Genomic DNA, 14,724 nt, shown 5'->3' with positions numbered 1-14,724 from the left:
CGGCAGCGTGGATGGTAAGTGCCGAAGCAGCGACCTCTAGACAATCTCTATCTTCCCTAGTTCGTTCTGGTGAGCTCCAGGTCAATGACATTCACCCCCGGCCGGACTTCTGCCTCAAAATTGGGCGACAGTTTCCCTGGCATCGGAACATCTTGCTGAATTGGGACGAGAACTACACGGTGCTTACCAACAGCCGCACCGTCTCCAGGTGATTTCGTGCTTAGATTGTATTTTCCTTCTGAGTCCGTTTCACCCATCGCTTGGCGTGTGAGTGCGTTGAGCTCTCCGGAACGAGCTTGAGGATGAAAGGTTACAAACAATCCTGCGACTGGTTTCCCGTCGAGTGTGATTTGGCCCGTGACTTGCCCCTTTTCCACACCGCCGTCGCCGCAGCCTACCAGAATGCCTATCCCTAGAAAAATCAGTGTAGGTGGACGATAGAATCTGGAATTGATCAATTTTTCTACTCTTTTTTTTGCCAGTCAATCATGAGTTGATATCAGGATTGTCTCAACTCCATCAGGGGAGTCCAATAGAGATTTCGGCTCCTGCACGTGTACCGAGAGCAGTATAAACTTCCCAAGAAATGTCCTCTGAAAGAAAATGGACCGAGGCATCGCAGAAACCAAAGAATACTCCGCCAGGGTGGTTGCTGCTGGCCGAGTCACGGTCACCGCTGTTGATAGCAGATCGAGCCGGATCCCACATATTGAATAGCACGTCGTCTTTGTCTCCATGGGCACCTGGCCATGAGGGCCAGCGTGGGGTAGCTGGGCTTTCATCCGAGGCGTTGGCCTCTCCCCATTCTTCAAAACTTGCCAATAATGCTGGTCTCACATCGACCTCTCCCAGGACAATCGTTTGCGAGGTGCCATCAGTTATCTGACGAAAATCGGTTGGTTCGGGAACACGATAGCCTGGATAGAGCACGCCTATCCAACTACCTAGCTCGCGCTGTTCGCCGTTAGCGAATAAGATCTTCGCTAAACCCTGGTTGCCCTCAGGATTGTCACGTGTTCCTCGACACCCGCGGTAATTGCTGGTACCGAACTTCATCTCCTGCGCGCCTCCACCCGTGGACCCGTTAGGATCAATATCCTCCATGATAGACGAGGGGCATCGAAAGGAAGGGTTGTTACGACTGGCGGCTTCTGCCACCGCAGGTAGGTTTTGAATCTCCGGAGTGCGTGGGTCTGGCAGAATGACATCATAGCTCGATTGTTGCTCAATGTACGGCAAGAGATAGGTCGTCCAGGCGGCTGCAAGTTTGAATTGAGGTACTGAGACATTTACGGGCTTGGCAATCCCGTTGGGAAATGCCTTTCTGGCGTCGTGGTGATTCTGCAGACCAATACAAAGCTGGCGCAAGTTGTTGCCACATTGTGCCCGTCGTGCCGCTTCACGCGCTGCCTGTACGGCTGGCAGCAACAATGCAACTAAGACGCCAATGATGGCAATCACAACCAAGAGCTCAACTAAGGTGAAACCATGTAGGGGCCTAGAGAAGCAAGCGTAATGCTTCTCGGTTGTATTTCTATTTCTTCGACCCCGTACATGGAGTTTCCGATTATGACTTCGACTTTGAATCATCATTGGTGTGTCGGTATCGATCTGCATAAAGACACACTCACCGCTTGCACCTTCTGCCGCTGCTGCGGTGAGATTGTTTACCGCAAGCTCGCCTGCAAGTGCCGACGTCAGATTGCCGAGTATTTCGCTGCACTGCCCCATCCGCATACCGTTGCCATCGAAACGGTCGGCTTCTACCGCTGGCTGTGGGAGATGCTCGATCCGCTCGTCGACAAGCTCGTGTTGGCCGATGCTACCCAGGCCCGTGCCTTGGCTGGCAGAAGATTGAAGACCGACCGCGAAGACGCTTTTAATATCGCCGAGTTGCTCGCCGCCGGTCGCTTGCCGACCAGTTACGCCCCGACCGCCGAAGTCCAATTGCTCCGCGATCTCACCCGCCATCGACACGGTTTCTCCAGGCAGCATGCCCGTGTGCTCTGCCGGGTGAAAAGTATCATGAATGCCAACAACCGACCTGGTCCCGACAGGCTGCAAAGCGACGGACTCATTCGCTACCTCAAGGCCCAAGGAGAAAAACTCCCTCCCAGGCACCTCGCTATGCTCTGGAATTGCGTCGATCAGTTGGCGCTCACCGAGCGGCAGATTGCTCAGGCCGAGCGTGAGATCAAGCCGGTCATTGAGCAAGAATCGTTTCGTGCCACCTACAACATCCTCACCAGCTTCCCCGGAGTGGCCATGGTCACGGCAGCCACCGTCATCAGTGAAGTCGGGGACTTCACTCGTTTCAGAGATCGTAAATCGATTGGTCGCTTCGCCGGATTGAACCCGCGGGTATTTGCCTCGGGAGGAAAACAACGGATTGGGCATATTGCCAAGACCGGCTCCCCCCAGTTGCGGTGGATCTTGCAACAGGCCGCTTGGACTGCCATCCGCACGGACGACCAGGTGCGACAAATCTTCGCACGAATTGCCAAACGGAGCGGCCGCAAGGCAGCCGCTGTGGCCATCGCTCGAAAGATGCTCACCTGGATGTGGGCGGCTGTCAACAAACAAGAGACTTACCGCAGCAATGTCGCTGCCTGACAAATAATGAACGGCGGGACCTCGGAGTGATTGCTGAGGGACGATAGCTCGGGAACGGTTTTGGGCCACAGACTCAACGTCTTGATGAGCTCGTGAGGGTGAATGGGCATCGTCGCTCGCGTACTGGATTTCATGGGCCGGAAGCTTGTCTTCCAGAGCTCGAATAGCTGAATGCGCCCTGCGAGGGTTCTTCGAGGTCATACCGAAAACTGATGGTCCGTCACGTCGCCCGCTCCGCTGCGGCAGGGCAAGGGCCTGCACTCCGCGTGCGACGTGACTCATCCAACGAGAGGCGATCATGTAGATACCTAATAGGACTTGACAGGCCCCTACATAGCTAAAACCGTGATCAAATGATCGTCGTTCTTGGCGTAAGTAGATGTGCGACATTTTCTTACCTTCCTAATTGGAAAGCGCCACTTTGGGCGATGCTAGCGTGATTAAGTCATTATGCATCAAGGACTTATTGAAAATGTGTTCGATTCAGGCCCGCTTGCTAAGCACTTTGTCGTAAACCATTACGGATGAAACGGTTAAGTGTGCTATCACGAGGCAAAGTGGCGCTGTCCAACTAACCATGACACAACTGAGAAAACTCTATAATTCGGGTTTATTGCTAAGGAACAAAATGCGAGTTGACTTAAGTCGCATTCGCTGGCCGAAGCCACGGTCCGACATCCCAACAGTCCACTCCCCTGAAAACTGGAAATGGACAAGAAATTTCCGAAAAAACTGGAAATCTATGGGCTTTGATTGATTTCCTTGGTGAAAGCTCCTAACCGTCCGTTCCGAAACAGAGAGCGATGACTTCCGCGTACTGTTTGGGCTCACATTTCAAGTGGAATCGTCGGGGCTGTTTTTTGAGAGACTTCATCACGTAGTTTCATATCATCGGAAGTGGCTCCGATGAGAATACCAAACATATGAGGCTATAATGTACAATACTTGTCCACGTTCAGAATCTCGAGATCGTGCTTGGGGTCGTTTGAGATTTGACAGAGTGCGACTCGCCTTGCTTCAAGGAGATGTCTTGGTTCAACGGAAACGGGAATTTCCCTGGTCGAGCGTTAGCGAGGACTGACATTTAATTCTGGTATGACGGGCGATGGAAAGAGGAGCGGCTTCGCCGCGGATTTTTTTGCGTTCACGCAGACCAGGGGTGCTCATTGCCGCCCCCTGGACCCCTGGCTAGCCTCTCCTCCTGTTCTAGCCATGGCGACCTCGGTACTGAATTGGCGTCTCTTGAGCGCCCGGCGCCGCCTGGCCTCTTCAAGTTTTCGGTCGCGTTCGGCGAAGATTTCGACGTCCAAACCATTGAGTTTATCGGCAGGAGTGACGTAACCAATTGAAGCATGAAGGCGACAATGGTTGTAATGCTCTACAAAGGTCGCCACTTTCGCACGAGCTTCCTCGATGCTCTCAGGACAGCTCGGTCGAATGCACTCAAGCTTTACTGATCCGTGCCAGCGTTCGAGTTTCCCATTGCTTTGCGGGTAGTAAGGACTCGTCCTCACGTGGGTTAGTCCCTCCATGCGAATGAATGACTTGAAGTCCTTCGCGATAAACTGGGGCCCGTTATCACTGATAATGCGAGGCTTCGCGCCGGGATGTTTCTCCAACGCTCGCTGAAGGACCACCTCTACATCCATCTCCTTGGCCGACTCGCGAATTTCCCAGTGCACGATGTAGCGGCTGTAGCCGTCAAGAATCGTGATCAGGAAGTAGAACGTGCCGCAGATGTTGAGGTAGCTGATGTCGGTGTGCCAATGCCGATGGGGGCCGTCAGGATGGTGAAACCCTTGTCCTTTCTTCGACGGCGCCCAGCGACGTCGATCTAAGCGCCCTGCGCTCTTTAGTACTCGGTAAGTGCTGGAAGGGCTTACGGCCACGATATCGTCATCCAACATCATGAACGTCAAACGCCGGTAGCCGTCGAGCGAGTGCGCGTCGTGATAATTCAAGATCGCCTCGCGCTCCCACGGTTCCAGCCAGTAATCGCGTGGAATCTTGCCGTTGTGTTCGTTAGCTTTGCCGTACCGTCTCCGCCACTCGTGGTACTTGCTGGTACTCAGTTCGAGCCAGCGAAGCAACGTTTTGGTCGCCATCTCGGCGCGATCCGTCCAGTAGCGCAAGTAGTCAACGATTTCGTCACGAACGTCGTGGGGAACCCAGACTCCTTTTAGAGTTCCCCATTGGCTTTTTTTGCCTTGACGTTCTCCTCCATCAGTTCGGAAATGACCTCGTTCTTCGCGGCCAACTTCGCTTCCAACTGCGAGATCTTCGAGTCCTTCGCATCACCAACCTTGCGACCCTTGGGGTTCGACCGTCGGAATGCCTTCTCCGCCTGGTCGAGAACCTGCTTAACCCACAAATGAATTAAACTCGGCTGGACCTGCAATTCTTCCGCAAGGTCACTAACCGGAACTTTGTCCGCTAGATGGCGGCGAACTACCTTGGCTCTCACCTCGTCACTGAAATGACGGCGACTCCGACTCATGGTTTCCTCCTGGGGTTGGCGTTATGCTAACGCCTCCACGGAGAAATTCCAGTTCCTTCAGAAGCAGGACAGAGACCTGTTCAAAACCAAGAGAGATTTGCTCGTAGGACGCGACCGATAGAATGCGGTCTTAACTGCCTCAAGTAACCTCCGTCGCGATTTCAGGGGGAACACTCTTGGCAATCAAGCCGGCGCGTTTAAACTGAAGCCGCGTTATTCGATATGGGGCAGGAGTATCTTCAAGTATTGGCCCTGAGATTAGAGGCTTATTCGCATTATAGTTTCTTATTCAACTCGATGCCATTGATTACCGCGTCTTCATTTAAAGGCACAAAATCAATAAGCAGCGGTTCATCCGCCTCTGTGGTTACAATGGCCTTGATTTTAACTGCTCGAAACGATCCGTAGTCTTTTGCCAAGCTGATTCGCTCAATGACCGGCGTCCCATTTAAGTTTACGGTGAACTCACGGTTCTTAGTTATTGACGGTTTCTTATCATCGAATCCATCCAAGCTGTATGGAAGACTTGCCGCCATCTTTCCGGTCAACTCCGCTAAATGCAATGTGACCTCATACACGCCAGGAGGCACATCAAACCGATATTGTTTAATGCCAATACGTTGTGTTTGATAAAGCGGATCACAATTTGTTCCTTCAATAGGCTGGCTTGTTCCAAAACTTTGGCGAGGTGTTTGCTCCATTGCATAGACCTTGCCGCCTATATAGCCCCAGCTTCCTTCAATGTATACTTTTTCGGGCAACCAGGCGCGATCAAGTATATCATCGTAAAAGAAGCGATAGTCGCCGCAATTTATTGATAAACCCGCCACGGGAAAATCATCCAATTTTATGGGCAACACATCCATTCTTACTGTCGCGCAATCTTCGACCCGACTATTATCAGAGCTGACCGCACGTAAGATGTTGTTGCCGTCAACAAATGGTACGTCCCAGATCACTTTATTATGTTCTTGGACCATTTTTGCTCCCAAGCTGATGCCGTTGTGGAATAGCTCCAACTTATTTTGGTTCGAAAAGATTTCGACGGGCATCATACAAACCCCTTTTCCCGACTTGGATTCAACACAAGCCCTGCGAATCCATGTTTTGGCAGTGATTCCGATAAATGGTTTCTTCAATAACGCCGCCTGATAAAAGAAATAGGCGTCTTTAGGTTTTCGGTCGATTCCAATCAGTCCCTTATTGTTTATATTTGGGACGGTGTCTACACGACCTACCGATCCGAAGTCCGCGAAATTCCAAACATTGATTCCGGAAATAAATGGAAAATCTGTCAAAGCACTGAGGTACTGCTCGTGAAAACGGGTCGCGTATTCTATGGTAAAATCAAAGCGAGTAGGGGTCAGCGCATGCAACCGAGGATCCGCTCCCGCTCCGTATTCCGCGATAATCATGGGTTTATCAGGAATGGTGTGATGATATTCGGTCATGATACTTTTGATGTCTGAAAACTCGCCCTTGTACCATCCAAAGTAAATGTTCCATCCGACAATCATAGGCAGATCAGTTAATTTTGTATCTTTGTAGAGGTTGAGGTTGGCGTGATTAGGAATCATGGTGTAGCGGTAAGGATCTTCCTTGCGAGTTAATGCCTCAAGCTCCGACGCGATTTCGTAGACTTTCTCGAAGTAGTCTTTTTGCTTTTCCTTGTCTTTTTGGTATTTGGGATGCAATAGTACCTCATTCATATAGGCCCAGATAATCAAACTTGGATGATTGTAGTTCTGACGCATCATTTCTAAATGGATGTTCAGACAATTCTGCTTGAAGGCTTCGCTTTCTGTTATGGTGTCAATGATCGGCACTTCGACTGTCGTCAGAATTCCCAATCGATCGCACAATTCCAAAACAGCAGGATCTTGAGGATAATGGGCGATTCTAAGAAAGTTGCTGCCCATCTCTTTCATTTTCTTAATGTCTTCACGGTGAATATAATCGGGTAGCGCATTTCCAATATTCAAGTAATCTTGATGCCGATTAGTACCTATCAGCTTCAAGTGTTTCCCGTTCAAGAAGAACCCTTTTTCTGCATCAAATGAAAACCATCTACAGCCGAAAGGACTCATAGATTCATCAAGCATTTGGTTGGTTTCAGCATCATAGAGCCTGCAGACCAGGCGATATAGATTGGGAGAATCGGGGCTCCATAGCGAGGGATTGTGAATAGGATCAACTTTCGGTTTTGCTGTGAGCTTCTGACCTGCCGCGAGTGTAATATCTGAAGCATTAGTGACGACTGGTTTTGAGTAAGGGTCGTAAATAATGGTTTCTAGTTTAACGTTACGGTCTGTCGTTCCGCAGTTTATCAGCTGAACGTCCACATCCATTTCAACCTGCTCGGCTGAGACCGATGGAGTGCGGATATAGATCCCGTTAGAGGCATGGTCTTCTATGTTAAAATGCACTTTTTCGGTGGCGACGAGAAAAACATCACGATAGATTCCACCATAAAACGTGAAGTCGGCCGAAAGAGGCGGGATATCCAGATTGTGAACATTATCCACGCGAACCGCCAGTTCGAAGTCAGCCGATTGCTTTGAAGAATCGAACTGTACAAATTTGGAAATCGGCACAACAAACCGAGTGTAGCCACCAACATGGCCGCCCGCAAATTGGCCATTCACAAAAACATCGGTTTCTTGATTGGCACCTTCAAAGAACACATAAAGCTCTTTGTCTTGGTAATGAGCGGGGACTGTGATTTTTCTCAAATACCATGCAGGCCCACGGTAGTAACCCTCTTCTTTGCTAGTTGCACCATGAATAGCGTCTTCGGCATTCCATGTATGGGGTAGATTTACAATTTCAACTTCTCGGTCTCCTATCTCGCGCAAAGCTATTGGCTTGTCGCCACTATCTTTATAAAAAATCCATGAATCGTTGATCGAGAACTCGATAGTCCTGCCGTCCCCCCCAAACGTGATGCTTGAAAACAACAGCATGAAAACAGCAATATATTTCTTCATTTCGGTCTTTCTCCAGGTAGAGCAACTAGTTTTCCTATGAGTAGTTGCACCGAGTTGCTAAGCCCGGAATACTCCAGCGGCGATTCCGCCTTAGGTGCAGCGTAAGTCCAGGTCTTGCGATCCGACGCTGGCAATGCGGCGTCGTAGGCTAGGCGATTGTGCCATGTGTTGGTGACAGCTACTGACAGTACGTTTTCTCCTGCCTTCAGGTATTTTGTGATGTCCTGTCGATACGGCGCAGCCCATAGTACCCCGGCCTCTTCCCCGTTCACTTGAACTCTGGCGATGTTTCCCACGCGACCAAGATCCAGTACCAGTCGCTCGTCGGTTTTCAATGCGCTGAGCGAAAACGTCGTTCGGTAGGTTGCAGTGCCAGAAAAATGGCTAGCAGCTTTGTTCGTCATTTCAGACCACGGTTTGATGTGATCCAGTTCCAACGATTGCGGCGTATTCCAGCCTGAGGGAAACGATAAGGTCCATCCTCTTTTGAGCGGCGTCGTTTTGGTTCCCGTGACATGCACCAAGGACGGCTTTGCGCCAGGACGGCTGAACTGATATTCACCGTCCTGCCAAGCGACGAAGCTTCGACCACCATCGAGTATTTCGCAGGTTAAACCTTTCGGATGGACCCAAGGTTGGATCGGCTTGTCGCGAGTCAATCCTAGGGGCGGGAACCTCTCAGCGGTGTCGCGTCGGCCTTGGTCAGTGGCGTCCACCACGACGCTGCCATCGAGCGTGATCTGCTCCCACGGAGGATCTGCACCGCCAGGCCTGATCACAACAAACACCGAACCAGCGGCGGGCAATTTCACTGGGACGGACGTACCCGATCGAGTGGGGTGAAAGACCGATACTGGTTTGAGGCTTCCATCCATTGGGTCCCACAATTCAGGTGTCCCCTTTGCTCGAAACTGTAGATTCGCATCCAGTGCTTCTGTTCGATGACCGATCACAAAATAGACGTCCAATTCGCCGAGGCGGCGATGGCACCAATTTGCGGATAGCGTCCCACTCACATCGGGCGTGATTCCCAGTTCCGTCAACAAGCCTGCCAGATCACCGCCCCAGATCAATCGCCCTTTGCCGATACGACGATCGCCTTTGAGAGCGGAATTGTCTCCCCAAAGCTCGTTCACGTGCGACTCGAAAGCTACGTCTGACTTCACTCCGCCGCTCAAAGTGGCATTCATGACCGGTGCCTGGCCGATGACTGTCGCACCAGCGATAAGGAGTTCTTTGATGCGGGCCAACGTCGTAGGTGTAAGCCGCTGGCATTGTTCGGTCGGGAGCCAAAGTACTCGCCAGCGAGAACCCTCCGGAACAACCAAGTTACCGTCGCTGACCCTGAGCCGGTTCAACAACACATCGGCGTTGAGATAGTCGAAATGGTACCCACTAGGAAACGGTGTGTCTTGCCGTGGCTTATGGTCCAAATCATCACCCAGGTACCACAGCACGTCGGCGACGGGGTGGCCCTGTTCGAGCATAAATCCACATCGCGCCAGATACTCAGTGAACAGCGGCATGTGCTTCCACCAAGTCTGTCCACGCAGAAACGGCGTGCCGATACGGCCACCGAAAGAGGTTCCAGGCACACGGTCAAGTGGATTGTGCGTGTAAGTGTGAAACACCAGATGCGAAACGCCTAAAGCCAGGCTCCGATCTGCGAAGTGTTTGAGCGAAAATGGGTGCTCGCGCCACTTCACTGGAATGCTGGTAAACGCTTCCGCGGCGACGCGTTTCTTGCCATAGATGTGTGCGGAGGAAACGGTGACTGCGATCGGCTTCGTCTCCAACCCACCGTCGTGCGGATCATTCGGTTGCCAGAACTCGCACATAGGGATATCGGCGGCCCGGAAGTACTGCAGAATGTCGCCGGGGGACACATCTCCCACGGAAGTTTCGAAAGACAGCTTCAGACCGCTCTCACGGCCGAACTCAGCCAGTCGGCCGTAGTAATTCTCTACGATCAGATCGCTGATCGTTGCCCGCCAGTCTCGCAAGAATCTCTCGCTGGTGTGGTGATCGTCCACGACCCAGCCCGCCAATGCGGGCAGCCAAGGACGCAATGCATATCCACGCCGACGCTCAAACTCCTGTTCCATGGCGGGCGTCCAGGTCTGTGTGTAACACTCCCAACTGTCGATCAACATGCCCTTGAGCCGACCGCCGTCAGTTGCACCGCCCGATTTAGAAAGCCGCCCAATATAACCGGCAAAATGTTGATCTGCTCCCGCGGGCGATAGCTTGTCGCATTCAAACCCAGTCGCCTCTGGAGGAGCGGGCTTGTTCTTGACTCCAGTGTTGACGTGCCCAAAGCGCACGATGGTCCACTCGCCAGGGGGTGCGTCCCAAATCAGATGGCCGGCCCGATCGACTTCACTAGTCAAATCAATCACAGAATCAGACTTTACCCAGGCTTCCTGTGATTGGTGCGGACTTGCCGCGCGTTCGAGGCTGCGTAGTGCGTATCCTGCTTGGGCACGCCAATCTTGTAGTCGGGCTGCCGTGGATAAGCGGAGTTGTGAAATCTCCATCGGACGGTTGTTATGGAAAACGAGTCGATATCGTTTGGACCGCGCATCAGGCACCGCCAGCACATACGGTACTTCGCTCTGTCGATCCTGCCAGGTGCCCCGTGGAACCACGTGGCGAACTAGTTCCGTCCAACCATTTGCATTTTCGACGCACACGGCAATCTCAGAATCAGGGTCGAAGTTGACGCGTTTCATCAGGTGTTCTATCGGTGGCAACTCGATCGATCGGAGTGTCACCACGTCGGTGAAGGTAAATTCTACCCAAGCAGGTTCGTCTCCAATCGGAATCTGGACATTGACGTTTTTTCCGGCCAACCAATGCGACCACGCAGGGTCGTCTGGGAAGCTGTTGATTTGACTGGGTTTCAACCAGGTTCCCTCGTCGTCGGCTGGTTTGGGAAACGCGACGACTGCAATGTCTTGGTAATCTCGCCAAGCTTCATCGCTTGGCTGGGGAAGATCCAAGTCGATCGAAATACGTCCTCCGCCGGTAGCATTTCTGCGACTAGAAATCAGGTGTCGCATCGCCTTGTCGGGGGTGATCCATGGCCCTCCCGACATCGCCCAGCCTGGGCAGTTCTGCATCGTAAAATTCAGCCCCAACCGCCCGGTTTCATCGGCGATATGACTAATCATCGAGTCCCACGTAGGGCTCAGCGTTTGGATCTGCGGCTCGACGCCGGGCCATTTTTGCCCTCTGCCATGAAACAACTGGATGCCGTAAATTCCAGCACCAGCAACCGCTTCCAAATCAGTGGTCAGCCCCTCTTTGCTAACGTTACCGCCGATTAAATGAAACCAGGTCTCAGGACGCGATTCGCGGGGGGGTGACCTGAATCTATCCGACATCTGTGAATCATCGAATGTTTGCGCGTATGATTGGCCTTGGAGTGTGGCAATAAATCCACATGCCAGTACACAATTCTGTAAAAGTAGTATTGATTTCATTTCGACCTTTTGTTCGTCCAGCTCATTATGTAGTGCCCCGCACTCAGTTCAATGTTGTTGTTGCTGGCTACCTTTTCACCATCCAAGTCGAGATTCTCTATTGCTTCTGGCAAAGAAACCTCCGCAACACTGTTGGGCGGAATCGTAAATGACCAATTGACATGTTCACCTTCCTGCTTCCACGCACTTCTTATGACTCCATAGGCTGTTTTCACATCCGCTTCCATCCATTCAAGGTTTGTTGGAATGTAGGGCTGCAGTAAGATACGGCGGAAGCCAGGCTCATCTGGATGGCATCGAATACCAGCCAGATAATTGAGCATCCAGGCCGTAGGATGATTCATGGCATGATGGTCCAGAGAGTGCCGTAACTGCTTGCCACGCGAATCATTCCGGAACTTCTCAAAGATCGTGGTTGCGTCGTAGTCCCGGATACTCTGTGCTATCCCTGGATAATTTGGGTTCCGCAGCATATCCAATGCCAGGTCCACGTAACCATTTTCCGTCAACTGAGGATAAATGTTATAAGACATGAATCCACCATCAAACTTCTTACCGTTCTCCTGATAGATCTTAGCCAGTGATGTCGCTACATCTTCTCGCTCAGACGGATCCACGACGCCAAAAGCCAAAGCCAAACTGTCATGCACGCCATTGCCGAACGTCTTTTTCTGCGGATCATAGTATTTTTGGATGATCGATTTCCGTATGCGCTCTGCGAGGTCATGGCTCCACTGACCATCATCAGCTTTCCCAAGCAGCTCAGCAAAATCGGCGAAACGATCTGCAGCGGCGTAAAAATTAAAGGCTGCAATCAACTGACTTTCAGCAGGCGATCTTGGGATACCCTCAGGCGCAGCATGGTCGCCGTAACGATGAATCTGCGGAAGAAGATCGGGAGAGTTCTTCTCAAAATATTGCAGAAACTTGCGCATCACATCGTAATGATCGCCAGCGGACTGGAAATCCCCGTTCACTTGGTAGTTATGCCACGCCAAAAACAGTGGAGAAACCGACCAAGTAAAATCCAGGGTTTTGTTCGTATGGCGTTTGCCCACCCCGATCCGACCAGGAATCCCTTTTGGGTCAAAAGGCGGGGTGTAGAACAGTCGAACCTGCTGGCGGTAAAATGAAGCCGAATCCAGTGTGTGGAATCCGGTCGCCCAGGACGTATGGAGGTCCCCACCCCACTGGCATTTCTCGCGGTGCGGGCAATCCTCCAACACGGAATGCATGTTATTGAGGTGGGTCTGAATGCCCATTTTGAAAATGCGGTCTAACAACGGATCGGAAGACTTGAACGTGGCCGTAACCGGTGTGTCCGAATGCACGACCAGGCATTTGATTTGTCCGGGCGTAGGGGCTTTGCTTAACCCATGGATCTCGGCGAAACGAAAGCCATGATAGCTGAAATAGGGTCGCCAGCTATGCGATTTCCCGTCTGCTATAATTTGGTGGTGTTGCGGTGAGGAGTGACAGCTCCAGAAGGAACCCGGCACGTTGTCGAGGTGTTTGCCGTCCTCTAACAGCATCTCCGTGGCGCGGATTCGCATCGTGGTGCCTTCAGGCTCATTGAAATCCAGCGCTAGCCAGCCACTGATATTCTGACCGACATCTACTACCCAGGTCTTCTCACCAATCTGCCAGGTTTTTACTGGATCGATTTCCCGCACGACGCGAATCGGTGGGAAGTCCTGGGCGATCAGTTTCGGCGACAGCGCCTTCACTTTCCGTACCTGCTTCCAGCCCGTCTGCGTGCCCGGTTTCTCCCACTCCGAATGCCACTTCCGATAGTCGATGTAGTCACCTAGAAACAGGTTCGACATCGTGACGCCCGAGCCTTTCCAGCGCCAGTCGCCTCCCGTCACCAACTTGTCGTGAGTGCCATCCTCGTAGCGGATGTCCAGATAAGCGCGCAGCCCGGGTTTGCCGTAAAGATAGCGAGAGTGGGAAAACCAGCGGTCGTTGTTATACCAACCGTCGCCGAGCAGGATCGACAGCGAGTTTGTGCCCTGTTTGATCTGGTCCCGTACGTCGAAAACCGAATAGAGAGCGACGTTCTCGTAGTCCGTCTGCCCCGGGTCGAGTACATGGTCCCCGACTTTTTCTCCGTTCAGATAAGGCTCGTTGTATCCTAGGCCACAGACGTAGAGCCGGGCGGCAGACACCTCCTTGGGAACATCGAAGTCTTTCTTATACCATGCCACCTCCAGCGGCGCTCTCGGCGAAATCTTCGCCTTGCCCAGCGGCGGTTTGCCGTACCCGCACACCACCTTCACCGGCTGTTTTATTTCGCCTAAATGGACTACCCAATCCGCAGAGGTCTGAATGATCTGCTTGCTTCCATCGGCGAAGACGATCTTCATGCCGAATGAGACTGGCGTGGAAAGATCGACACCCGTCAGGTTGATGCTGACCTCGTTCTCCCTCTGCATGTAGAAACTGTAGTCCTTGTAGTAAATTGTCGGAGGTCCCTCCGTTCCATTGAGACCCTTGCGCCCATTGACCATGAGCTCGATCTCGCCTTTGCTCATGTGATTCCACCAGGCGCCGGCATAAACGACATACTTGTCCGGGAGCGAGAATTTGATTTTGTAGCTTATTTTCTTTGCCGGTTCATCATCTTCCCGGGCCGCGATCCATGGCCCCATCGTATCGGAGGGGCCGTACTCCGTCTGAATCTTACGGGTACATGCAATCCACTCCGCGCCCTGCCAGTCGCCGTCCTCCAGAAGGCCGCTATCGAACCAGGTCGGCTCCGACCATGGCAAAGCAGTTCCTTGATCGTCCTTGATTCGGACACGCCAGTAGATACGCTGTTTTGAGGAGAATGGCTTTCCAGCATACGGAATAGCTGTCGACTTTTCGTCCTCTACCCAGCGACTATCCCACAAATCCGGACGTTTTAACTTAGCTTTAGAAGTGGCCGCCTGAATTTGGTAGGCACGCTGCGCCAGCCCCCGTCGCTCGCCCTCAAGACGCCAGGATAAGAGAGGATCTTGTCGATCGACTGCTAGCGGAGTTACCCGACAATCACATTTTAGATCCAAGAGTTGGATCTCACTGCCCACCGCTTGAACGCTGACAAGCAGTAGCACTAGACCTAGAATTATTTTCATTATTTACTTTGCATGGTGACCGA

The 14,724-nt window shown here is 52.1% G+C and carries 8 protein-coding genes; 1 reads left to right on the top strand and 7 read right to left on the bottom strand.

All coding sequences use genetic code 11. The annotated features are described in order from the left end of the window. Positions 1-56: 56 nt before the first annotated feature. Together Pla144_RS09380 and Pla144_RS09375 are read right to left on the bottom strand one after the other, a co-directional pair. Complete coding sequence (locus Pla144_RS09380; RefSeq protein ID WP_146450379.1) at positions 57-458, bottom strand: hypothetical protein; 402 nt, start codon at positions 456-458, stop codon at positions 57-59. A 61-nt stretch (positions 459-519) separates the two neighbouring features. After that, entirely contained in the window at positions 520-1,461 is a 942-nt protein-coding gene (locus Pla144_RS09375; RefSeq protein WP_197530531.1) for a DUF1559 family PulG-like putative transporter, read from the bottom strand. Between the two features lie 108 nt (positions 1,462-1,569). Between Pla144_RS09375 and Pla144_RS09370 the strand changes: the two genes are divergently transcribed. Further along, positions 1,570-2,613, top strand: coding sequence for an IS110 family transposase (locus tag Pla144_RS09370; protein ID WP_197530530.1), 1,044 nt, complete (start codon positions 1,570-1,572; stop codon positions 2,611-2,613). Between the two features lie 1,163 nt (positions 2,614-3,776). Here Pla144_RS09370 and Pla144_RS09365 read toward each other — a convergent pair. From Pla144_RS09365 to Pla144_RS09345, 5 genes are all read right to left on the bottom strand, one after another. Then, positions 3,777-4,718: an IS3 family transposase gene (locus tag Pla144_RS09365; RefSeq protein ID WP_146450376.1), complete on the bottom strand. Its 942-nt coding sequence runs from the start codon at positions 4,716-4,718 to the stop codon at positions 3,777-3,779. Positions 4,719-4,792: 74 nt separating this feature from the next. Beyond that, complete coding sequence (locus Pla144_RS09360) at positions 4,793-5,110, bottom strand: transposase (protein WP_146450375.1); 318 nt, start codon at positions 5,108-5,110, stop codon at positions 4,793-4,795. A gap of 275 nt (positions 5,111-5,385) precedes the next feature. Then, the gene (locus Pla144_RS09355) at positions 5,386-8,097 is read right to left on the bottom strand and encodes a glycoside hydrolase family 2 TIM barrel-domain containing protein (protein WP_146450374.1); all 2,712 of its coding nucleotides are present in this window, start codon (positions 8,095-8,097) and stop codon (positions 5,386-5,388) included. After that, positions 8,094-11,483 (bottom strand): glycosyl hydrolase, encoded by a 3,390-nt coding sequence (locus Pla144_RS09350; RefSeq protein ID WP_197530529.1) that lies wholly within the window; start codon positions 11,481-11,483, stop codon positions 8,094-8,096. The genes Pla144_RS09355 and Pla144_RS09350 overlap by 4 nt, the downstream gene beginning before the upstream one ends. Before the next feature lie 95 nt (positions 11,484-11,578). Then, positions 11,579-14,701: an alpha-L-rhamnosidase gene (locus Pla144_RS09345; protein ID WP_146450372.1), complete on the bottom strand. Its 3,123-nt coding sequence runs from the start codon at positions 14,699-14,701 to the stop codon at positions 11,579-11,581. Positions 14,702-14,724 lie beyond the last annotated feature (23 nt).

The organism is Bythopirellula polymerisocia, assembly GCF_007860015.1.
In the GTDB taxonomy this organism is placed as follows: domain Bacteria; phylum Planctomycetota; class Planctomycetia; order Pirellulales; family Lacipirellulaceae; genus Bythopirellula; species Bythopirellula polymerisocia.
The sequence above is the reverse complement of the archived record's forward strand: the minus strand, read 5'-3'. Positions and strand labels throughout refer to the sequence as shown.